Origin of the sequence: Pseudomonas sp. WMBT8 (genome assembly GCF_050916005.1) — a bacterium.
In the GTDB taxonomy this organism is placed as follows: Bacteria; Pseudomonadota; Gammaproteobacteria; order Pseudomonadales; family Pseudomonadaceae; genus Aquipseudomonas.
On sequence record NZ_CP188096.1, the window covers coordinates 2,926,502 to 2,947,838 of the forward strand.

17 protein-coding genes are annotated in these 21,337 nt (G+C 60.5%); 6 read left to right on the forward strand and 11 right to left on the reverse strand.

The genetic code is table 11. The annotated features are described in order from the left end of the window. Positions 1 to 6: 6 nt before the first annotated feature. The 4 genes from ACO77H_RS13765 (at position 7) to ACO77H_RS13780 (ending at position 4,233) form a co-directional block, all read left to right on the forward strand. Entirely contained in the window at positions 7 to 1,350 is a 1,344-nt protein-coding gene (locus ACO77H_RS13765) for a Wzz/FepE/Etk N-terminal domain-containing protein (RefSeq protein ID WP_169957307.1), read from the forward strand. A 278-nt stretch (positions 1,351 to 1,628) separates the two neighbouring features. Then, positions 1,629 to 2,528, forward strand: coding sequence for a lipid A hydroxylase LpxO (gene lpxO, locus ACO77H_RS13770; protein WP_170041487.1), 900 nt, complete (start codon positions 1,629 to 1,631; stop codon positions 2,526 to 2,528). A 210-nt stretch (positions 2,529 to 2,738) separates the two neighbouring features. After that, positions 2,739 to 3,056, forward strand: coding sequence for a hypothetical protein (locus ACO77H_RS13775; RefSeq protein WP_070996253.1), 318 nt, complete (start codon positions 2,739 to 2,741; stop codon positions 3,054 to 3,056). A gap of 19 nt (positions 3,057 to 3,075) precedes the next feature. Continuing rightward, on the forward strand, positions 3,076 to 4,233 hold the full coding sequence (locus tag ACO77H_RS13780) for a PQQ-dependent sugar dehydrogenase (RefSeq protein WP_170057396.1): 1,158 nt from the start codon (positions 3,076 to 3,078) through the stop codon (positions 4,231 to 4,233). A 7-nt stretch (positions 4,234 to 4,240) separates the two neighbouring features. Here the strand turns inward: ACO77H_RS13780 and ACO77H_RS13785 are convergent, their stop codons facing one another. Both ACO77H_RS13785 and ACO77H_RS13790 read right to left on the reverse strand, forming a co-directional pair. After that, on the reverse strand, positions 4,241 to 4,720 hold the full coding sequence (locus ACO77H_RS13785) for a DUF1348 family protein (protein ID WP_170057395.1): 480 nt from the start codon (positions 4,718 to 4,720) through the stop codon (positions 4,241 to 4,243). 44 nt (positions 4,721 to 4,764) lie between these two features. Continuing rightward, complete coding sequence (locus tag ACO77H_RS13790) at positions 4,765 to 5,328, reverse strand: TetR/AcrR family transcriptional regulator (protein WP_170057394.1); 564 nt, start codon at positions 5,326 to 5,328, stop codon at positions 4,765 to 4,767. Between the two features lie 124 nt (positions 5,329 to 5,452). Between ACO77H_RS13790 and pssA the strand changes: the two genes are divergently transcribed. Further along, the gene (pssA, locus tag ACO77H_RS13795) at positions 5,453 to 6,796 is read left to right on the forward strand and encodes a CDP-diacylglycerol--serine O-phosphatidyltransferase (RefSeq protein ID WP_432755693.1); all 1,344 of its coding nucleotides are present in this window, start codon (positions 5,453 to 5,455) and stop codon (positions 6,794 to 6,796) included. On the opposite strand, the gene ACO77H_RS13800 is transcribed toward pssA, so the two are convergent. The 5 genes from ACO77H_RS13800 to efeU all read right to left on the reverse strand — a co-directional run bounded on the left by ACO77H_RS13800 (position 6,793) and on the right by efeU (position 12,603). After that, positions 6,793 to 7,995, reverse strand: a complete 1,203-nt coding sequence (locus tag ACO77H_RS13800) for an MFS transporter (protein ID WP_169957290.1) — start codon at positions 7,993 to 7,995, stop codon at positions 6,793 to 6,795. The two genes, pssA and ACO77H_RS13800, sit on opposite strands and share 4 nt — an antisense overlap. Positions 7,996 to 8,419: 424 nt before the next feature. Next, positions 8,420 to 9,232 (reverse strand): iron uptake system protein EfeO, encoded by an 813-nt coding sequence (gene efeO, locus ACO77H_RS13805; RefSeq protein WP_169951419.1) that lies wholly within the window; start codon positions 9,230 to 9,232, stop codon positions 8,420 to 8,422. Positions 9,233 to 9,259: 27 nt separating this feature from the next. Continuing rightward, positions 9,260 to 10,549, reverse strand: a complete 1,290-nt coding sequence (gene efeB, locus ACO77H_RS13810; RefSeq protein ID WP_170041481.1) for an iron uptake transporter deferrochelatase/peroxidase subunit — start codon at positions 10,547 to 10,549, stop codon at positions 9,260 to 9,262. A gap of 14 nt (positions 10,550 to 10,563) precedes the next feature. Next, entirely contained in the window at positions 10,564 to 11,760 is a 1,197-nt protein-coding gene (gene efeO, locus ACO77H_RS13815; protein ID WP_432755694.1) for an iron uptake system protein EfeO, read from the reverse strand. A gap of 9 nt (positions 11,761 to 11,769) precedes the next feature. Next, positions 11,770 to 12,603 (reverse strand): iron uptake transporter permease EfeU, encoded by an 834-nt coding sequence (gene efeU / locus ACO77H_RS13820; RefSeq protein WP_170057391.1) that lies wholly within the window; start codon positions 12,601 to 12,603, stop codon positions 11,770 to 11,772. A 190-nt stretch (positions 12,604 to 12,793) separates the two neighbouring features. Between efeU and ACO77H_RS13825 the strand changes: the two genes are divergently transcribed. Then, positions 12,794 to 13,810, forward strand: coding sequence for an AraC family transcriptional regulator (locus ACO77H_RS13825; protein WP_432755695.1), 1,017 nt, complete (start codon positions 12,794 to 12,796; stop codon positions 13,808 to 13,810). Between the two features lie 78 nt (positions 13,811 to 13,888). Here ACO77H_RS13825 and ACO77H_RS13830 read toward each other — a convergent pair whose 3' ends face one another. From ACO77H_RS13830 to mexE, 4 genes are all read right to left on the reverse strand, one after another. Beyond that, positions 13,889 to 15,145 (reverse strand): MFS transporter, encoded by a 1,257-nt coding sequence (locus ACO77H_RS13830; protein WP_432755696.1) that lies wholly within the window; start codon positions 15,143 to 15,145, stop codon positions 13,889 to 13,891. A 340-nt stretch (positions 15,146 to 15,485) separates the two neighbouring features. Then, complete coding sequence (locus ACO77H_RS13835) at positions 15,486 to 16,901, reverse strand: efflux transporter outer membrane subunit (protein WP_169951431.1); 1,416 nt, start codon at positions 16,899 to 16,901, stop codon at positions 15,486 to 15,488. Continuing rightward, a complete protein-coding gene (locus ACO77H_RS13840) occupies positions 16,898 to 20,077 on the reverse strand; it encodes an efflux RND transporter permease subunit (RefSeq protein ID WP_170041477.1) in 3,180 nt (1,059 codons plus the stop codon). The genes ACO77H_RS13835 and ACO77H_RS13840 overlap by 4 nt, the downstream gene beginning before the upstream one ends. A 15-nt stretch (positions 20,078 to 20,092) precedes the next feature. Further along, positions 20,093 to 21,337, reverse strand: a complete 1,245-nt coding sequence (gene mexE / locus ACO77H_RS13845) for a multidrug efflux RND transporter periplasmic adaptor subunit MexE (RefSeq protein WP_169951435.1) — start codon at positions 21,335 to 21,337, stop codon at positions 20,093 to 20,095.

Consider the following 21,337-nt stretch of genomic DNA (forward strand, 5'->3'; position numbering starts at 1 on the left):
CCCATTTTGAATAGAACTCCCCAGGTGCACGCCCCCGTGGTGTCTGACGAAATTGATTTATTTGAGCTGTTTCACTCGATTTGGCGGCAGAAGAAACTGGTCATCGGCTGTACCTTCTTTGCCGGCCTGCTTGGTGTTGGCTACGCGCTGCTCGCTCCCCGTGAGTACCAGGTCAGCAGCGTGCTGAGGCCGGCAGCTATCAATGAATTGGACGCACTCAATCGTTCCGAGGTCTACAAGTTGCCACCGGCGGACGCGCTGGCCAAAGTGGGCGCGCAGTTGGATTCGTACGACGCGCGACTGAGCTTCTTCAAAGCCAACCCGGCGTTGTTCCAGGCGTTTCAGGAGCCGGGCCGCAGCCTTGAGCAGAGTTTCGAAGCGTTCAACCGCAACTCGATCAAGCTGATCCTGCCCGACCCGAAGAAAGCAGATTCCCTCAGTAGCTATATCCGTCTTGAGCTGCAATACCCCACGGATATAGACGGGGTCGCGATTCTCAACGGTTTTGTCGACTACGCCATTGCAGCCGAGCGCGAGCAAGTGGGCGCCGATCTCAAGGTGATCGTCAACAACCGCCTTACCGAGCTCAAGGGCAAGATTGACGCGGCGCGCGCCAATTATGAAACCGACAAGGAATCGAAGATCGCCAAGCTGCTGGAAGGCGACAAGCTCAAGCGCGCACAGCTTGAAGACGAACTCAGCGCCCTGCGCCTACAGATGAAAATGCAGCGTTCCAACCGCCTGGCAGAGTTGAACGAGGCCATCTCGATTGCCAAGTCCATGGGCATCAAGAACCCGACCACGCCGTCGTCCATGGCCGATGCCGGGCGTAGTGGCACAAGCCAGGTGATGCGCACCGAGGTCAACAACCAGCAGATTCCCCTGTACTTCCTCGGCACCGACGCCCTGGAAGCCGAGCGCACGGCCCTGCAGCAGCGTACCAGTGATGACTTCACCAACAACCGCGTCGCCGAAATCGGCAAGGAACTGCAGTTGCTGGAGGTCAATCGCCAGGTCGAGGTGATGAAGCGTCGGGGCAATGAAGATATTTTCCTGCAGGATGTCGAGCCCTTGCGCGCTGAAGTGGCGCGCCTGCGCAGCCTGAATATCGATATGAGCGCCTTGAAACTGGTGACCATTGACCGGCGCGCCCAGGAGCCCCTGAGCCCGGTCAAGCCGAAGAAAATCCTGGTGGTTGCGTTGAGCCTGGTGGGCGGTTTGCTGCTGGGGATATTGATCGCGCTGGTTCGCCATCTGGTGCTGGCACGCGGCAAGCCAGTGGCCTATTCGCCCCTGGACGACGACCGCTTTACCAAGCGCGAACGCAAGGATGACCAGCCACTGGGCTGAGTCACGCCGCTCCTTTGCCGGGCTGCGTCGCAGCCCGCAAGACCCGCCACCCCGCGTCCGAGGTGGCGCGGCTATACAGTTGGAAGACACCTTTTCACAATTCTTAGTTAACCTTTGGTTACAATCTATGGCTAAAATAACTGCCATTGGCCACTATCCGAACTGTCTCCAAGGCACTCGTGGGCTGTTAACGAATTGTGATTTCAGGTGCTGCATTTTCCCTCCCTGGCCCGGCCTGGAGGAGCAGCCTGTACTCTTCTGACATGTGACGAATTCCCGTGAAACTCATCATTGTTGCTCTCTACGTTGTCTCCATCGCGTATGTCCATCTGCGTGGCCGGGTGCGACATAAGCTGGGCCGTCAATTAAGCGACCACTCGACCTTCCTCGCCCCGGTCAATTGCTTCCTTTACCTATTCTCCAAACTGCCCGGCCGCCCGTATCTCTCGCCCAGCGATTTCCCCGACCTGAGCCCGCTCCAGGAGCACTGGCAGGAGATTCGCGAGGAGGGCCAGAACCTGATGCGCGCCGGTGAGATCAAGCGCTCGGACCAATACAACGACGTGGGTTTCAACTCGTTTTTCAAATCGGGCTGGAAACGTTTCTACCTCAAGTGGTACGGCGACAGCCATCCCTCGGCCATGAAGCTGTGCCCGCGTACTACGGAGCTTGTGCAAAGCATCGGTTCGATCAAGGCCGCGATGTTTGCCGAACTGCCTCCAGGCTCGAAATTGGTGCGCCATCGCGATCCTTATGCTGGCTCCTACCGTTACCACCTGGGGTTGGATACACCCAACGATCCAGGCTGCTATATCAACGTGGACGGTGAAAACTATTACTGGCGCGACGGCGAGGCGGTGATGTTTGACGAGACTTACATTCACTACGCCGAAAACACCACCCAGCAAAACCGCATCATCTTGTTCTGCGATATTGAGCGACCGATGAAATACCGTTGGGCTGCGGCGTTCAATCGCTGGTTCAGCCGCAATGTAATGGCCGCCGCCGGCTCGCCCAATGATGCCGGGGACAAGACCGGCGGCTTGAACCGCGCCTTTACCCGCCTGTACAAGATCCGCCTGCGCGGCAAGGAGCTGAAAAAGCGTAACCGCACCCGGTATTACCTGGAGAAGTGGGCGATTTTTGCTGGTTTGGCAGTGATTTTCATATTGATCTGAGAGTAAGGCCCCTTGCCACTGGCAGGGGCTACTCAGGCGGCTGGGTCCCCAGTTTCTGCCCTATCTTCTTGCTGAGCCGCTGCCGGTTGGCGTAGGGGCATTCGAAAAGCCGTGTTACACCTGCATGGAAAGTATTTGGTTACCAAATCCGAACCCAGGGCGTAGCGTGTTATCGAATGCAGGTATTCCTCACCCTACAGAGGTTTTGTCATGAACAGCCGTACGCGCAGCCTTGTAGTGCTGGCCCTGGGCCTTGCCTTGAGTGGCGGGGTGCAGGCGCAGAACCTGCCCGGCAACAACAACCCGTATAACAGCCCGATCAAACGGGCCAATCCCAACAGCATGCAGGGCACCCAGCCCAATACGCCCGCCACCCGCGGTACCTACACCGCGCCGGTGCCTCGGCCGCCGACCCTGGAAAATGGCGGTATCGGCAACCGCTATCCGCAACGTGATGCAGCACCTGCACGTCCCGCCACCCAACCTTCAGCCCCGACGCAAGATGCCAATGGCAATCGCCGGCCCTGAACGCAAGGAACCCCACGGTATGTTTCTACGCACAACTCTTTTAGCGACCTGCTGCGCCAGCGCCCTGGCAAGCGCGTTGCCCGCGTTGGCCGCCGAGACCCGGCAGTTCCCCAGCGAGCAAGGCAGCATCACCGCGACCCCGATTGTCAAAGGCCTGGACCACCCATGGGCGGTGGCGTTTTTACCCGACAAACAGGGCTTTTTGGTCACCGAACGGCCGGGCGCGCTGCGTTTTGTGGGCAGTGATGGCAAATTGTCCGCGCCGCTGAGTGGCGTGCCGCAAGTCTGGGCCAAGGGGCAGGGCGGTTTGCTGGATGTGGTGTTGTCACCGGATTTCAAGGAGGACCGCTTGGTCTACCTGTCCTACGCCGAAGGGGGTGGCAAGGGCGGTACGGCCGGCACGGCGGTAGGGCGTGGCCGCTTGAGCGACGACCTGAGCGGCCTCAAGGACTTCCAGGTGATCCTGCGCCAGGAGCCCAAGCTCTCCACCGGCAACCATTTTGGCTCGCGCCTGGTGTTTGATCGCGATGGCTACCTGTTTGTGACCCTGGGCGAGAACAATGATCGCCCGACGGCCCAGGACCTGGACAAGTTGCAGGGCAAGGTAGTGCGGATCTACCCCGACGGCCGCATACCGGATGACAACCCGTTTGTCGGCCAGCCAGGAGCGCGGCCGGAAATCTGGTCCTATGGCCAGCGCAACCCCCAGGGCGCTGCGCTGAACCCGTGGACCGGCACTCTTTGGGAAAACGAACATGGCCCACGCGGCGGTGATGAGATCAATATCATCGAACGTGGCAAGAACTACGGCTGGCCCTTGGCGACCCATGGCATCAACTATTCCTTGCTGCCGATTCCCGAGGCCAAGGGCAAGACTGCCGAAGGCACGGTCGGGCCCCATCATGTGTGGGAAAAGTCACCGGCCATCAGCGGCATGGCGTTCTACGACGCCGACCGCTTCAAGGCCTGGCAGCACAACCTGTTTATCGGCGCCCTGGCCAGCCAGGAGCTGATCCGCCTGCAGTTCGACGGCGACAAGGTGGTCCACGAAGAGCGCCTGCTGGGCGAGTTGAAGGCGCGCATCCGCGATGTACGCCAGGGCCCGGATGGCTTCCTGTACGTACTCACGGATGAGGATGATGGCGTGTTGTATCAGGTGGGCTTGAAGCAGGATTGACCGGCTCCTACAGCCCCAGTTCGGACAGCCCCGGATGATCATCCGGGCGCCGTCCCAGGGGCCAGTGGAATTTGCGTTCGCTTTCCTTGATCGGCATGTCATTGATGCACGCATGCCGATTGGACATCAGGCCGTCCTGGTCAAACTCCCAATTCTCGTTGCCGTAGGAGCGGAACCAGTTACCGGAATCGTCGTGCCATTCATAGGCATAACGCACCGCGATGCGGTTGCCGGTAAACGCCCATAGCTCCTTGATCAAGCGGTAGTCCAGTTCCCTGGCCCATTTGCGGGTGAGAAAATCCTTGGCCTGCTCGCGGTTATGGGCGAACTCGGCGCGATTGCGCCACCTTGTGTCCAGGGTGTAGGCCAGCGACACGCGCTGCGGATCGCGGGAGTTCCAGCCGTCTTCGGCGAGACGGATCTTTTCAATGGCCGATTGCTCGGTAAAGGGCGGTAAGGGCGGACGCACGTGTACATTGGCGGTCATTTGACTGCTCCTTTGGATCGTTAGTTGTTAAACCCAGACAACTTTCAAAGTGCCAATAAGTCCTGCGCCATGCATTGCGCATTATCAGCGGCGGTGACATCGCCCATGATCAGGGCGATGGTAATGGCGCCATCGACCAGGATCAGCAGTTGCGCGGCCTGCTTCTCCGGGGCCGGCGTGCCATGGGCCTTGCACAGTTCAAGCAGGTACTCGAACAGTTTCTGTTTGTGCGCCTTGGCCAGTAAGCGAACCGGGTCTTGCGGGTTGCCGGTCTCGCCGCTGGTATTGATAAAGGCGCAACCGCGAAAGTCCGCAGAGCCGAACCAGGCCTTGAGGGCGCTGAACACGCCGAGCAAACGGGCGCCGCTGCCGGCGTATTGCTCGACCTCGCTGCGCAGCCACAGCAGCCAACGCGCGTCGCGCCGCTGCAGGGCGGCGATCACCAGTTCGTCCTTATTGGCAAAGTAGCGGTAGATACTCTTCCTGGAGACACCGGCGGTTTTCACCAGCAGATCCATGCCGGTGGCTGCAATGCCATGCCGGTAGATCAACTTTTCGGTGACGTCCAGGATAATCTCGCGGGTTTCATTGTTGGTCATATCGTTCATGTTGCGAACAGTAGAACGATCGTTCTTCTTGGTCAATCAATTATTTTCAGCGGCCCGTGGGCAGACCTGGGGACCCCCATGGTGTAAGCTCTCGGGCTCTTCGGATTCGATCATTGCGAGCCCTATGCCGTCGTTATTCAAACGTTCCCTGTTGCCCAAATTGCGCGGTTTTCCCCTGAGCACCGATGCGATCGAGGTGCTGTCTGGCGCTGCCGAGTTTCGCCGCTGCCTGTTGGAGAAAATCGCCCAGGCCCAGCACCGTATCTACATCGTCGCCCTGTACTTGCAACAGGACGAAGCGGGCCAGGAGGTGTTTGACGCGCTGCATGCCGCCAAGGCCGCACGGCCCGGGCTGGATATCGTGGTGATGGTCGACTGGCTGCGCGCCCAGCGCGGGCTGATCGGCGCGGGCAAGCAGCCGGGCAACAGCGCCTGGTACCAGGCGATGACCCAGTCACACCCGACGCAAGTGCCGGTGTACGGCGTGCCGGTGCAGACCCGCGAGCTGTTCGGCGTGCTGCACCTCAAGGGTTTTGTGATCGACGACAGTGTGCTGTACAGCGGCGCCAGCTTGAACAATGTGTACCTGCACAAGTTCGACAAATACCGCTTCGACCGTTATCACCTGATCCACAGCAAGCCCCTGGCCGACTCCCTGCAACACCTGGTGGAACACGGCCTGGTGGCGTCCAAGGCGGTGCACCGCCTGGACCTGCCCAACCTGCCCAGTACCCGCAGCCTGCGCAATGACATCGGCGACCTGCGCAGCCGTCTCAAGCACGCGACCTATGACACCACGGCCGGCCAGGCGGGCATTGGCGGGTTGTCGGTCAGCCCGCTGCTGGGGGTGGGCAAGAACAACCCGCTGAGCCGGGTGATCTGCGAGCTGATCGCCAGCGCCCAGCAGCAGTTGACCATCTGCACCCCGTATTTCAACCTGCCGCTGCCAGTCACCCGGGAAATCAACCGCGCGCTGGCCCGGGGGGTGAAGATCGACATCATCGTCGGCGACAAGACCGCCAACGACTTCTACATCCCGCCCAGCGAACCCTTCAGGATCATCGCCGCGCTGCCGTATCTCTACGAGATCAGCCTGCGCCGCTTTGCCAAGCGCCACCAGCGCATGATCGACAGCGGCCAGCTCAACCTGCATCTGTGGCGCGACGGGGAAAACACCTATCACCTCAAGGGCATGTGGGTCGACGAACGCTATACCTTGCTCACCGGCAACAACCTCAACCCCCGGGCCTTCCGCCTGGACCTGGAAAACGCCTTGCTGATCGACGATCCCCAGGGCCAGTGGCTGGCACCACGGCGTGGCGAGCTTGCGCAGATTTTCCAGCACACCACGCGGATCCAGGGCTACCAGCAGTTGCAGACGCTGGTGGATTACCCCGAGGCTGTCGGCAAGTTTTTGCGCCGGGTCAGCCGGGTACGGGTCGAGCGGTTGTTGTATCGGATTCTCTAGTGGCGCGGTGCCGGCCAGATTGCTATGAGCAGCAGCAGGGCAGCGGCCACCAGGTACGGTAGCCGCGGCTCGACGGCATAGATCAGGGTCCCGGCCAGGGGCCCGACCACCACGCCCAAGCCTTGTGCGGCACCCACCGACCCGGCAGTAGCGCCTTGTTCCGAGGCTTCCACTGCGTTGGCCGCCAGTGCGGCGAACGATGGGAAGATCCAGCCCATGCCGGCCGCCGAGACGAAGAAACACAGCCAGAGGATCCACGCGGTATCGGCGAACATACTGCCGGCAAAGCCCAGGGCGGAAACAGTGGCGCCGACGCGGATCATCCGCAATGGCGGCCATTCGAGCTTGCGCACCAGCAATTGCGAGCAGATCAAGGCCAGGCCGACCATCGTCAGGGCAATCCCGGCGGTTTGTGCGGCATCGGCCGGGTTCATTTTCAGGCGGTCGAGGGCGAAAAAGCCCACGGTAATCTGGGCGATAGACACACAGAGCATGGCGGCAAAGGCCACCACCAGGGGCCGGCGCAGGCGTGGGTCAGAGAGGTTGACGGCCTTGGGTGGTTGCTTGAGGTGCAGTTCCTGGCGCGGCAGTTTCACCAGCAACACCAGGAAGCCGAGCATCGGCAACAGCGCCATGGCATAGAACGGCAGGCTCAGGCTGTAGCGGGCCAGCAGCGCGGCAACCGCCGGCCCTAGCACCAGGCCGCAGGCGTTGGCCGCCCCCAGCGAGGCCATGGCCTTGGCGCGGTGGGCCGGCTCGATATTGTCGGCGATCAACGCATAGCCGCCCACCGGGATTGCGGCGTAGAACACCCCGATCAACCCGCGCCCGAGCACCAGCCCGATAAACGCCAGCATGGCCGAGGGCAGTAATTGCAGGGAAGCGTCGATAAACACGCACAGCGCCCAGTACGCCAGGGTGAAGCCCCCGGTGCCCAGCAACAGGACGCGCCGGCGCCCCAGGCGATCACTGGCCTGGCCCCAAGGCCGCGCCAGCAACATCCAGATCACCCCGGACACCGTCACCGCCGCCCCCGCCTGCCACGTCGCCAGCCCCAGCACCCGGGCGATGGGGCCAATCAGCGAGACAAACGCCATCATCGCCATGGTGCAGGCCATGTTGGCGATCAGCAGGGGACGCAGGTTGAACGACACAGAGGTGGGCAAGGCGGCATCAATGCTAGTGGCTGAATCGGGCATGGGGAATCTTCCGTGAGTGGGATCAATGGAACGTTATAGGTAAGACGGTTAAACGCACAGCGCGATTAACCTAGATGATAGGGATCTACAGCTTTGGGAGTGGGATGCTTGTGGTGGCGGTGGTTCAGTCACCCTCTTCGGTGACTGACACTCCGCCATCGCAGGCAAGCCAGCTCCCACCTTTGATTTGTGGTGTGGCCCAAGTTTCAGCCCCGACGAACATCCCCTGTGGGAGCGGGCTTGCTCGCGATCGCGGTGGTTCAGCCACTGTTTCCGGTGACTGACACACCGCCATCGCAGGCAAGCCAGCTCCCACATTTGATTGGCGGTGTGGCGAATATTTTCTGCTCGCTGAGACCCCCTGTGGGAGCGGGCTTGCCCGCGATGGCGGTGTGTCAGGCTCAGAGCCGCTACCGTCGAGGTATCAGTTCAACCCCAGCTTGCCCCGCAGGGTCGACAGGTCTTCGGCCAGGGTATTGACCGGGCCGACCAGGGCCTTGCGGTCGTTTTCCTTGACCTTGTCATAGGTTTCAAAACCGCCATCGGCCGTCTTGTATTTGGCCAGGATGGTGTCCACCGTGGCGAAGTTCTTGTCGACCTTGGCCAAAAACGCCTTGTCCTGCTGTTCGATCTGCCCACGGAACAGGTCGACGATCTTCTTCGCCCCGTCAATGTTGCCCTGGAAGTCATACAGGTCGGTGTGGCTGTAGCGGTCCTCTTCGCCGGAGATCTTGGTGGCGGCCACTTCTTCGAGCAACGCGGCAGCGCCGCCGACGACTTTTTCCGGCGGGAAAGTCAGGCCGGCAACGCGGGTTTGCAGGTCTTTGACGTCCTTGTTCAAGCCATCGGCAAGGGCGCCCAGGCCCTGGGTGCTGTTCTCGGCGAACAGGCTGTATTCAATACGGTGGAAACCGGTGAAATCCTCGGCCTTCACGCCTTTTTCGTGATCGTCGACCCGTGAGTCGATCGAGGCATCGAGGTCGCTGAACAGCTCGGCGATCGGCTCGATGGACTCATAGTGCACACGGGTCGGCGCATAGAGTTTTTTCGCGGTGGCCAGGTCGCCTTTTTTCACCGCGTCGGTAAAGGCCTGGGTCTGGGTCACCAGTTCATCGATCTTGTCGGTGACATAAATCTTGTAGTCCGACACCGGGCCCACCAGGTCCAGGGGCGCCGTCGCGGCAAAGGCTGCGAGCGGAGAAAGGGTCAACAACAACGCAAGAGACGACTTTTTCATGGGACGGTTTCCGCTGTGGGGAGGGGGTTAGGTGTTGGCAGTGGTGTGCAGCAAGGTGCGGCCGATAAAGTCCTTGGGCCCGGTGACCCCCGGCAGCGTGAAGAAGTAGCCGCCGCCCACCGGCTTGAGGTACTCCTCCAGAGGCTCGCCATTGAGCCGGGTTTGCACGGTAATGAAGCCTTTCTCCAGGTCTGCCTGGTAGCAGATAAACAACAGGCCCATGTCCAGCTGGCCGTTCTTGTTGACGCCATTGGAGTAGTTGAACGGCCGGCGCAGGATCAGGTTGGCCTGGGTCGACGCTGTGCGCGGGTTGGCCAGGCGGATATGCGCATCGAGCTTGGTCAGTTTGCCTTCTGGGTCCTTGCTGTAGTCGGGCACCTGGGCTTCGCTGTGACCGTCCATGGGCGCGCCGCTGGTCTTGATCCGGCCGATGATGCTCTGCTGTTCCTGCAAGGGCGTGCGGTCCCAGCGCTCGACGAAGTTGCGGATGATCCGCACCGCCTGGTAGCTGCCATGGGCGGCCCAGGCGGGCTCGTCACTGCCGGGCTGGACCCAGACCAGTTGGTCCATGGCCTTGGCGTCGTTGGAGTCCGGGTTGGCCGAGCCATCGCGAAAGCCCAGGAAGTTGCGCGCACTCTGTGCCGGCTGCCCGGCGCGGGCAGGGGCCTGGGGCGGTACGCTGCCTTCCTGTTTCCAGCGCACCAGCAGCAGGTCCGGCAGGTTTTTCACGATATCGCGCAGGGCGTGGATATTGGTATCGGGGGTGTTGGAACTCAACTGCAGGCTCAGGTCGCCGTGGCACTGCGCCGGTTCCAGGGCATCGTTGGGGAAGCCGACCATGCGGGTCAGGCGCTTGGGCTTGGCGTCGGCCAGGCCGAAACGCTCGTCGAACAACGACGCGCCCACCGACACGGTAATCGTCAGGTTATCCGGGGTGACCACCGGGCCGAGGATCCCGGAGTCGGTGGGCGGCAGTTTCGGGTCGACTTGCGGCACGCTGCCACCGGTCATCAAAAAGCTGATGCGCTCGTTGAGCGTGCGAAACAGCCGCTCCAGGTCCTCGCGGTCGCTGGCCAATACATCGAACGCCACCAGCATGCCGCAGGCCGGGCGCGGGGTGACGATACCGCTCTGGTGCTTGCCGTGGAAGGCATGGTGGTCCTGGGTTTTTTCGCTGCTGGGGGCAGCGGTGACCTGGGCCGCGCCGGCCGCCATCGCCGGGCAACTGAGGCTGCTGCCGGCAATTGCCGCGCCGGTGGCGGCCATGCCCAGCAACACACGGCGGCGCTGGGCGTTGAACTGTTCTGAATCACTCATCTATTTGGTCGTCTTCACTTAAGGCCGGAGAGGCCAAGGGCTGGGTCGATTCCATCGAGTGCGGCGGCCAGAGCCTTGGCCTTGTCGGCGATCTGCTGGCGCTGATCGGCGGTAACGCTGTCATAGGTGGGGTAGTGGCCATCGACCTGTAGGCCGTCGAGTTGCGCGGCGAAAGCGTTGATCGCGCTATCGATCCCCGGCAACAGGTCGGCGGCGGACTTGCCCAGCAGCGGCCGCATCAGGTCCACCACTTTGCGCGTCACCGTAAGGTTGGCGGCAAAGCCATTGAGGTCGAGGTGGCTGTAGCGCTCCTCTTCGCCACTGGCGGCGCGCACGTCGGCCAGGCTGTTGAGGTTGCGCACCAGGATGCTCACCAGTTGCTCGGGCGGCAGCGACTGCGCGAGCAGCTGTTGCTTGAGGGTGGTGACATCGGCCAGCAGGCGCTGGGCAATCGGTGCCAGGCCGTCGAGGCTGTGTTGCGCGAACAGGCCGTACTCCAGGCGATGGAAGCCGCTGAAGGCCGGGTCCTGTTCGCGTTTTTCGAAGTAATCGGCGCGGGCATTGATCGCGTTGTCCAACTCGGCCAGGCGCTGGGCGGCCGGGGCCAGTCGTTGGTAAGCCTCGCGAGCCGGCAGGTACAGGGCCTGGGCTTGGCTCAGGTCGCCGGCGGCAATCGCATGTTGGAGGGCGCTGACGGTCTTGATCAAGGCGCCACCCTGGGTGTTCAGATACACGCGAAACTCCGACAGCGGGCCGACAAAGGCCACCATCGACGGCTTGGCTTTGGCCTGGGCGTCGGACTCGGCGGTCGGCGTTACGTGCAGGGTGCCGCGCGGGTTGCTCAACAGGCCGCAGGTGATGGCGTAGTCGCCCGGCAGCAGGTTGGCGTTGATCACCTGGCTCAAGCCCGGCGCAATGTTTTCGCGCTCTTCGACCACCAGCACGCCGTCGAGGATTTCCCACTCCACCGCGCGATCCGAACGGTTGATGATGCGAAAACTCGCACGGCCCGCCGGTACGGTCAGGGCGTTGGGTTCGCAGGCGTGGGCGTGGATGATCACGGCGATTTCGTTGTGATTGACCTGACGCTTGGCTGCGGCCAATTGCGCGGCGTAGTAGAACAGGCCGGCGGCGGCGATCATCACGATCACCGAACCGGCGACCGCCCAACGCAAGGCGCGGGGTGGCGAGGCAGGGGCTTGGTTTGGCAAGGGACGACCTTACTGGCTGGAAACGGAAGAGGAGGTGGCCGGCGCGGCGGGCATGAAGAACATCACCAGCGCCAGCACCAGGTAAATCAGGTAGGCGCCCAGGGTGCTGACGGTCGGCGCGTCCTGATAGCCGAACATGCCGGCCAGCACCGAGCCTAGCGGGCCATCCATCGGTAGCGTCGCGCTGAAATCGAACAGTACAGTCTGCAAGTGGTTCCACACCCCGGCTTCATGCAGGGCCTGCACCGAGTTGGCGAGGATGCCGGCGGCTACCACCAGGATGAACAGCCCGGTCCAGCGAAAGAACGCACCAAGGTTCAGGCGCATGCTGCCGCTGTAGATCAAGAATCCCACGACAATCGCCAGCACCAGGCCGAGCAGGGCGCCGATGGGCGCGGCCGGGCCTTCGCTCTGCTGGAACACTGCCAGCAGGAAGAACACCGTTTCCAGGCCTTCGCGGGCTACGGCGAAAAACACCATGGCAATCAGCGCAATCACCTGGTTGCGTGAGCCGGCCAGGGCATGATCCAGGGATTGGTGCAGGGAATGCTTGATCGAGCGCGCGACCTTGCGCATCCAGAACACCATGGAACTGAGAATGCCCACGGCCACCAGGCCGACAATGCCTTCGAACAGTTCTTGCTGCTTTTGCGGGAACTCGGCGCTGACCAACTCCAGCCCACCGCCGACCAGCAGGGCCAGGGCGGCTGCCAGAAATACGCCGATCCACACCGCCGGCATCCATTGGCCACGGCCGGTCTGTTGCAGGTAGCTGGCGATGATGCCGACGATCAATGCGGCTTCAATGCCTTCGCGCAGCATGATGAGAAAGGGGACGAGCATCGGGCACCGCAACGTAATTAGTTAGGGTGCTAAGTTGTAACATAATGATACTCATTACTAAACAGCGGATCTTGACGTTTTCTGAACACGGCCTGAACAGCCGCCTAAGTCGTTGCAGCGTGGGGTATGTGTTCCTTATCAAGCCCACACGCTCCTACAATGGCCGACCTACAAGATTGAGCCCTGGCCCATGTCGGAAAAAGACACAATCTCCATCCACCTGGTTCGTGAAGCCCTGTTGCAGAGTTGCGCCCCCGGTGCGGCGACGCGGGAGGCCCTGAACAAGGTCGGGATCGAGCCTGCCTTGCTGGAGCAGCCTGCCGCCCGCGTCCCGGCGCTGGCGTACGCGCGGCTCTGGCGCTTGCTGGCGCGGCGTCGGGATGATGAGTTTTTTGGCATGGACCCGCGCAAGCTCAAGTCCGGCAGCCTGGGGTTCCTGTGTCGCGCGTCCATGGCCCAGCCTACCCTGGGCGAGGCCCTGGAAACCGGCCTGGGCTTCCTGTCGTTGATGCTCGAGCACCTGCCCGCGCAATTGGTGCGCCAGCAAAGCCTGGCGGAAATCGTCTTGCTGGAGCCCGAACCCGAACCGCGACGGGCGTTCACCTATTTTTGCTACTGGATGATCGTCCACGGCGTCGCCTGCTGGCTGGCCGGGCGACGCATCCCGATCCTGGCCATTGAATTGCGCTGCCCGCAACCGGACTTCTGCGACGACTACCAGGTGATGTTCTCCGACAACCTGCGCTTTGATCGCACGCGTACACGCATGATCTTTTCTGCCGACTGCCTCGACCTGCCGGTCAAGCGCAGCCCCGAGGAACTCAAGCGCTTCCTGGCCCAGGCGCCGGCCAACATCCTGGTCAAATACCGCGACCCCGACAGCCTGGCGATGCGCATCAAGCATGACCTGCGCCGACGCCCGGCCCAACAGTGGCCGGAAACCGAAAGCCTGGCCCAGGAGTTGTGCATGTCCGCCTCGACCCTGCGCCGGCGCCTGGCGGAAGAAGGGCAAACCTACCAGGGCCTGAAGGACAGCGTGCGCAAGGAACTGGCGGTTGTGTGGCTGGCCGAGGCCGATATCAGCTTCGCCGAGATCGCCAGCCGCCTGGGTTTCGCCGATGTGAGTTCGTTCTACAAGGCCTTTCGCAAATGGTCGGGCTCCAATCCCGGGCATTACCGCAGCTTGATTCTTAATGATGCTACGTAGGGCGTAATGGCGCGGATTAGGCTCAGTTAAAACTCCAAGCCGGCTTTCAATAGTGAGCCTGCAGAGGCTCTAGGAAATCTAGGGCGATTCAATCTTCTGGTTATTTAAACGGGTTTTTCGGCCACCTATCAGCAATGTGATGCTTACACCCAGCAAACCAAAAAAACAGGTTGCCGCAACTATAATTAAAGTCAATGAGAAGCCATATACATCTAATAGTCCGCCGAAAACGGTATAGGAGATACCAATAATCACCGAGTTGACTAGATTGGCAACAGAGAGACAAGAAGCTCGGATGCGTGACTCGACATTGTCATGGATATACGTTTCATATGACGTCTCATATATTGCTGGGGGCGACATAATTAGAAGAAAGCTTGCGATTGAAATGGTCGTTCCAATATTCAATGATAAAATGAAAAGAAGCAAAGTAACTGCAAGGGTGGTAGTGAAGGCAATTGCACCGAGAGAAAACCTGGCGCAAATAAAGCCAGCGCCCATGAACATTGCTGCTGATATGGCTTCAACTCCAGCATAGATGCCGGCAATGACAGGCACCTCTAAGCCCTGAATGGAGAAAAAAGGTTGGCCATAGATAAACAAAGGAATCGTTGAAAGCTCGAATAAAGCATATCCAATAAATAAAGGTATAAGAAAAGCGCCGTTTTTAGAGCGGAAGAAATTAATTAGCGCAGTAAAAAGACCCTCTGTATTTTTACTGCTCATGCCCCTTTCTTTTTTGGTGTTCAGTGAGACAGGTGGAAGTTTGATTTCGGGGATTAATGTTACAGTCAGCGCTCCAATAAGCTTTGATATTGCAAAAAAAATATAAACACAGTTCCAAGACCATGTGTCTTGTAGTACACCGCCAAGAAGCATGGACAAGCCTAATGAAACCGCACCAATGGCACGGGCGCGAGATAATATCTTGGGGTAATCTTCAGCTCGATTTTCTGCCAGTAAGTTATCATACAATAATGCCCTGTCTGAACCGGAGCTCATGGCAATACTGGCACCGAATAGGCAAAATATAATTGCGAAAGGAATAAAGGAAGAGAACAGTAAAAAGCCAACGCCGCTTATAAATAATCCTAAGAAGCCTATTGTAAGCGAAAATTTACGACCGTATCGATCTGCGAGTAAGCCAGATGGAATTTCCAATGCGACAGAAGAGAAGAATAAAAAAGATTGAAGAATGCCTATTTCTCCTTGTGTGATTCCAAGTTGCAATAGGTAGAGCACAAACAAGCTTCTCTGAACATCCAGATTCAAAAATATCGACAATGAATAATATAAGTTGTCGTTTTTATTTTTTAAAAAATTGAATGAGCCCATTTTTATTTGAACGCCTGTCTTTTAATTCAAAAGTCTTGAAGCTTAAGGGGCGTACATCTCCTTTTGAAGGGGTGATTCTTGCTAAATGCTGAAAAAGCTGGCCAAGTCATGATAATGGGAGAACTGGCAGCTTCGATTTGAGCGCAGCAATAATAAGAATTTTTACCTTGCAGCCAAGTGCTGCACGGTACTAGGAAATTACCTACCAGGGACTTCTTGTTTAACTTACAGAAATAACTCTCAATATTTTAGGACGCGCCAAACAAAAAAAGCCCCGTGACCGAATGGACCACGGGGCTAAAAATTGGCTGGATGCGACCAACCAAAGGAGCTCTTTACATCACTTTGCGCTGGCGACCACCGTCTCCGGCTGCCAGCCACCCCCCAATGCCTTGTAGATCGCCACGATGCCGCGATACAGGTCCACTTCGGCCAGGGCTTGGGCGTCTTCGGCCAGCAGGCGTTCACGCTGGGCGTCGAGCAGTACGAGGAAGTCGGCGGTGCCTTCGCGGTAGCGGATTTCGGCCAGGTCGGCCGCGGCACGGCTGGATTCGCTCTGGCGGATCAGCGAGACCAGGCGCTGCTGGCGCTTGCCGTAGTCGCTGAAGGCATTCTCTGACTCTTCCAACGCTAGCAATACTTGCTGCTCGTAGGTGGCCAGGGCGCCGTCGGCTTCGGCATCGGCGCCGCGCAGGCGGGCGCGTACGCTGCCCAGGTCAAAGGCGGCCCAGGTGATGCTCGGGCCCAGGGCCCAGGCGTTGGCGGCGGAGGAACCGATCTGCGAGCCACGGCCAGCGGTAAACCCAAGGAAACCACTGAGGCTGACCCGTGGAAACAAGTCGGCCTTGGCCACGCCGATACGTGCGGTAGCCGCTGCCAGTTTGCGTTCGGCACTGAGAATGTCCGGGCGCCGTTGCAGCAGTTGCCCCGGGTCGCCAATCGGCAAGGCCTTGGCAATTGCCGGCAGGTTGGCTGGGCTCAGGTCCACGCTGAGTTTGTCCGGGCGCTGGCCGAGGAGGGTGGCGATGCGATTGCGCTCGCGCACTTGCTCGGCCTGCAATTGCGGCACGCTGGCTTCGACCGCTGCCAGGCGCGCATCGGCACGTACCACGTCCAGTTGGTCGCCGACGCCGGCATCGCGCAGGCTTTCGGTGATGGTGCGCGAATCCTGCTGGTTCTTCAGGTTGGCCAGGGCGATTTTTTCCCGCAGTTGCGCACCACGCAGTTGGCCGTAGGCGTCTACCAGTTCGGCAATCAGGCTGACTTGCAGTTGGTAGAGGTCGGCTTCGGCGGCTTGCTGGTCGGCGTCGCTGGCTTCAAGATTGCGCTGGATGCGGCCAAACAGGTCCAATTCCCAGGCCATATCCAGGCCCAGGTCATAGCGCTCGCTATTGACCCGGCGTGTGGTCTGGCCAGGGATCTGGCCCTTGGCCAAGTCGCTGCTGGCGCGGCTGGTGATGGTCGGCATCGCGTCATTGCTGGCGTCATCGCGAATCGCCCGGGCGGCCCGCAGGCGGGCAAACGCGACCCGCAGGTCCCGGTTGCCGCTCAACGATTGGCTGACCAATTGGTTGAGGATCGGGTCTTCGAATTGCTGCCACCAGATACCTTCGAACTTGGCGTGGTCGTATTGCTTGGCATCGGCGGCGGCCGTGATGTTGGCCGCCTCCAGTTGCTGGGTTTTATAGTCCGGGCCCACGGCGCAGGCGGCGAGCGCCAATACCAACAGGCTCGGCAGGAACACTTTCACATTCATTGCTGTGTCTCCAGCTGCAAGGCCTTGGCCGCTTTGCGCGCTTGGCTGCGCTCCACATAGCGGCGGATCAACACGTAGAACACCGGCGTCAGCAACAGACCGAAGAAGGTCACCCCGATCATCCCGGAGAACACCGCCACACCCATGGCATGACGCATCTCGGCACCGGCGCCGCTGGAGAACACCAGGGGCACCACGCCCATGATGAAAGCGAACGAGGTCATCAGGATCGGCCGTAGACGCAGGCGGCAGGCTTCCAGCACCGCAGCCAGCGGGTCGAGGCCTTCTTCCTGTTTATCCTTGGCGAATTCGACGATCAGGATCGCGTTCTTACAGGCCAGGCCCACCAGTACGATCAAGCCGATCTGGGTAAAGATGTTGTTGTCGCCACCGGACAGAATCACCCCGGTGATGGCCGACAGCAGGGTCATCGGTACGATCAGGATCACCGCCAGTGGCAAGCTCCAGCTTTCGTATTGGGCGGCCAGTACCAGGAACGCCAGCAGTACGCAGAGCGGGAACACGAACAGCGCGGTATTGCCCGAGAGGATTTGCTGATACGTCAGGTCAGTCCACTCGTAGGTCATGCCGTTGGGCAGTTCTTCTTTGAGCAGTTTCTCGATCGCCGCCTCCGCCTGGCCCGAGCTGTAGCCGGGGGCGGCGTTGCCGTTGATCTCGGCGGTGATAAAGCCGTTGTAGTGCATCACACGGTCCGGCCCCGAGGTGTCGCTGACCTTGATGAAGGTCGCCAGCGGGATCATCTCGCCCTTGTTGTTGCGCACTTTCAACTGGCCGATCTGGTCCTGGTCCAGGCGGAACTGCTGTTCAGCCTGCACGTTGACCTGGTAGGTACGGCCAAAGCGGTTGAAGTCGTTGGCATACAACGAGCCCAGGTAGATTTGCAGGGTGTCGAAGATGTCGCTGATCGCCACGCCGTGGGTCTTGGCCTTTTCCCGGTCGATAGCAGCATCGACCTGGGGCACGTTGACCGTGTAGCTGGTGAACAGGCCAAACAGTTCCGGCACGTTGTGGCTCTTGGCGATGACGTTCTGCACTTCTTTGTACAGCTCTTCATAGCCCAGGTTGCCGCGGTCTTCGACTTGCAGGCGGAACCCACCGATGGTGCCCAGGCCCTGTACCGGCGGCGGTGGGAAGATCGCCATGTAGGCTTCCTGGATGTCGGCGTACTTGCCGTTCAGCGCCCCGGCAATCGCCCCGGCGGACATGCTGGGGTCCTTACGCTCGCCGAACGGTTTCAAGGTCACGAACACGATGCCGCTGTTGGGGCTGTTGGTGAACCCATTGATCGACAGGCCCGGGAAGGCGATGGCGCTTTCGACGCCGGGCTGTTTCAAGGCGATGTCAGACATGCGCTTGATCACGTTTTCGGTGCGGTCTAGGCTCGCGGCGTCCGGCAGTTGGGCGAAGGCCACCAGGTATTGCTTGTCCTGGGCCGGTACGAAACCGGTGGGCGTGTGGGCAAACCCGAAGAAGGTCAGCACCATCAGGCCGCCATACACGAACAGCGCGATACCGGTGCCACGGATCACCCGGCGTACGGTGCCGACGTAGCCATGGCTGGCCTTTTCAAAGAAGCGGTTGAACGGGCGGAACAGCCAGCCACCGAAGAGCTTGTCGAGGAACCTGGAGAACCGGTCTTTTGGCGCGTCATGGCTGCGCAGCAAGACTGCGGCAAGGGCCGGCGACAGGGTCAGGGAGTTGAATGCCGAGATCACGGTCGAGATGGCGATGGTCAAGGCAAACTGCTTATAGAACTGCCCGGTCAAGCCGCTGATAAAGGCGGCCGGGATAAACACCGCACACAGCACCAGCGCCGTGGCAATGATCGGCCCGGTCACTTCGCTCATGGCTTTTTCCGTGGCCGGGAAGGGCTCCAGGCCCAGCTCGATATTACGTTCGACGTTCTCCACCACCACGATGGCGTCGTCCACCACGATCCCGATGGCCAACACCAGGCCGAACAGCGACAGCGCATTGAGGGAAAAGCCGAACAAGTGCATCACCGCAAAGGTGCCGATCAGCGACACCGGCACTGCGACCAGGGGGATGATCGACGCACGCCAGGTCTGCAGGAACAGGATCACCACCAGCACTACCAGGATCAACGCCTCGAACAAGGTGTGCACCACCGCCTCGATCGAGCCGCGCACAAACACGGTCGGGTCGTAGGCGATGCGGTAATCCATGCCTTCGGGGAAGCTCTTTTTCAGCTCGGCCATTTTGCTGCGCACATCATTGGAGATGTCGATGGCATTGGAGCCCGGGCGCTGGAAGATCGGAATCGCCACCGCCGGCTGATTGTCGATCAGCGAGCGCAGGGCATATTGGCTGGAGCCCAGCTCAACGCGGGCGATGTCCTTGAGGCGCGTGATCTCACCGTTGTCGCCGGCGCGAATCACGATGTTTTCGAACTCTTCCTCGGTGACCAGGCGGCCCTGGGTATTGACCGACAACTGGAAGCTGGTGTCGTTGGGCGCAGGTTGCGCGCCCAGGGCACCGGCGGCCACCTGGCGGTTCTGTTCGCGAATCGCGGTTACCACATCGGTGGCGGTCAGGTTGCGCGAGGCGGTCTTGTTCGGATCCAGCCACACCCGCAGCGAGTAATCGCCCATGCCGAACAGCTGCACATCACCCACACCGCCCAGCCGCGCCAACTCATCCTTGATATTGAGGATCGCGTAGTTGGACAGGTACAGCATGTCGTAGCGTTGGTCCGGGGAGGTCAAGTGCACGACCATGGTCAGGTCGGGGGAGGCCTTGTCCACGGTGATACCAATGCGTGTCACTTCCTCAGGCAGTTTGGGCTGAGTGCGCGTCACACGGTTTTGCACCTGCACCTGCGCGTTATCCAGGTCGGTGCCCAGGGCGAAGGTGATGGTCAGGGTGAGCTTGCCGTCGGCGGTCGACTGCGAGGACATATAGAGCATGTTCTCGACGCCGGTGATCGCCTGTTCCAGCGGCGAGGCCACGGTTTCACCGATGACCTTGGGGTTGGCGCCGGGGAAGTTGGCGCGCACCACCACGGTCGGCGGTACCACTTCCGGGTATTCGCTGATCGGCAGTTGGAACAGCGAGATTGCGCCGGCGATCAGGATCAGCAGCGATAGCACCGCTGCGAAGATCGGCCGCGATATGAAGAACTTGGAAAAATTCATCTGGTGTGTAGTCCCTTAACCGCGTGGAGTCGCGACACTGGCGAGCTTGGGCGCGGTTTTATCCGGCGCCACTTGCTCCAGGTTGCTGGCTTCAAGCGCTTGTCGTTGTTGGGCCAGGGCGGCGAGGGTTGCCTGGCTGGCCATCGGGATGGTTTCTGGGGCAACCGGCGAACCCGGGCGCACCCGCTGCAAGCCCTTGACGATGATGGTGTCGTCCTTGCTCAGGCCGCTGCGCACGATGCGCAAGCCTTCGATCTTCGGCCCCAGTTCCACGGCGCGGTAGGCGGACTTGTTGTCGGCGTCCATCACCAGCACAAACTTCTTGCCAAGGTCAGTGCCCACGGCTTCGTCGGTGATCAGCACGGCGGAGTAGGTGCCGCTGCCGACCAACTTGAGGCGCGCATACAGGCCAGGGGTGAAACGCCCGTCGCTGTTGTCGAACACCGCGCGCCCACGGATGGTGCCGGTGGCGGGGTTGACCTGGTTGTCGACAAAGTTCATCTGGCCCAGGTGCGGGTTGCCGTCTTCATTGGACAGGCCCAGGTACACCGGGGTGGTGGCGCCGCGACGGCCTTGGCGCGCCAGCTCGGTGTACTTGAGGTACACGCGTTCGTCAGCGTCGAAGTAGGCGTAGACCTTGTCGGTGGAGACCACGCTAGTCAGCTCGGTGACATCGGCGGTGACCAGGTTGCCGGCGGTGATCGCGGCGCGGCTGACACGGCCACTGATGGGCGAGGTGACACGGGTGAAACTCAGGTTCAGGCGGGCCAGGTCCAGTTGCGCCTGGATTCCGGCCACGGCAGCACGGGCTTCCTGGGCGGCGGTGGTACGCGAGTCGGCCAACTCGGCAGAAATCGCATTGCTCTGGCGCAGGCGCTCGCCACGCTGGGCTTCATTGTCACTGCGCGAAGCAGCGGCTTTGGTCTGTTGAAGCTGGGCTTCCAGGCGGCGCACTTCAGCCTGGAATGGACGCGGGTCGATCTGGAACAGCAGGTCGCCTTTTTTTACCAGCGCGCCTTCGGTGAAGGCGACCTGGTCGATCTGGCCTGATACACGCGGGCGGATCTGTACGGTTTCCGGGGCTTCGAGGCGGCCGGTGAACTCGTCCCATTCATTGACCGGTTGTTCCAGGACCTTGGCAACGCTGACTTTGCTGGCGGGCATGGCGGCCGCTTGCTCGGGGGCCTTGCCGCATGCGCTCATCACCAGCACGGCCAAAAGGGCCAGGGGATAGCGCAAATGTTTGAGTGACTGTTCCAT

Bases quoted from the DNA above. Each gene is read 5' to 3' on its own strand.
- ACO77H_RS13775 (WP_070996253.1), top strand. From the start codon at position 2,739: ATGAACAGCCGTACGCGCAGCCTTGTAGTGCTGGCCCTGGGCCTTGCC.
- ACO77H_RS13780 (WP_170057396.1), top strand. From the start codon at position 3,076: ATGTTTCTACGCACAACTCTTTTAGCGACCTGCTGCGCCAGCGCCCTG.
- ACO77H_RS13785 (WP_170057395.1), bottom strand. From the start codon at position 4,720: ATGACCGCCAATGTACACGTGCGTCCGCCCTTACCGCCCTTTACCGAG.
- ACO77H_RS13790 (WP_170057394.1), bottom strand. From the start codon at position 5,328: ATGAACGATATGACCAACAATGAAACCCGCGAGATTATCCTGGACGTC.
- pssA (WP_432755693.1), top strand. From the start codon at position 5,453: ATGCCGTCGTTATTCAAACGTTCCCTGTTGCCCAAATTGCGCGGTTTT.
- ACO77H_RS13800 (WP_169957290.1), bottom strand. From the start codon at position 7,995: ATGCCCGATTCAGCCACTAGCATTGATGCCGCCTTGCCCACCTCTGTG.
- efeO (WP_169951419.1), bottom strand. From the start codon at position 9,232: ATGAAAAAGTCGTCTCTTGCGTTGTTGTTGACCCTTTCTCCGCTCGCA.
- efeB (WP_170041481.1), bottom strand. From the start codon at position 10,549: ATGAGTGATTCAGAACAGTTCAACGCCCAGCGCCGCCGTGTGTTGCTG.
- efeU (WP_170057391.1), bottom strand. From the start codon at position 12,603: ATGCTCGTCCCCTTTCTCATCATGCTGCGCGAAGGCATTGAAGCCGCA.
- ACO77H_RS13825 (WP_432755695.1), top strand. From the start codon at position 12,794: ATGTCGGAAAAAGACACAATCTCCATCCACCTGGTTCGTGAAGCCCTG.
- ACO77H_RS13830 (WP_432755696.1), bottom strand. From the start codon at position 15,145: ATGGGCTCATTCAATTTTTTAAAAAATAAAAACGACAACTTATATTAT.
- ACO77H_RS13835 (WP_169951431.1), bottom strand. From the start codon at position 16,901: ATGAATGTGAAAGTGTTCCTGCCGAGCCTGTTGGTATTGGCGCTCGCC.
- ACO77H_RS13840 (WP_170041477.1), bottom strand. From the start codon at position 20,077: ATGAATTTTTCCAAGTTCTTCATATCGCGGCCGATCTTCGCAGCGGTG.
- mexE (WP_169951435.1), bottom strand. From the start codon at position 21,337: ATGGAACAGTCACTCAAACATTTGCGCTATCCCCTGGCCCTTTTGGCC.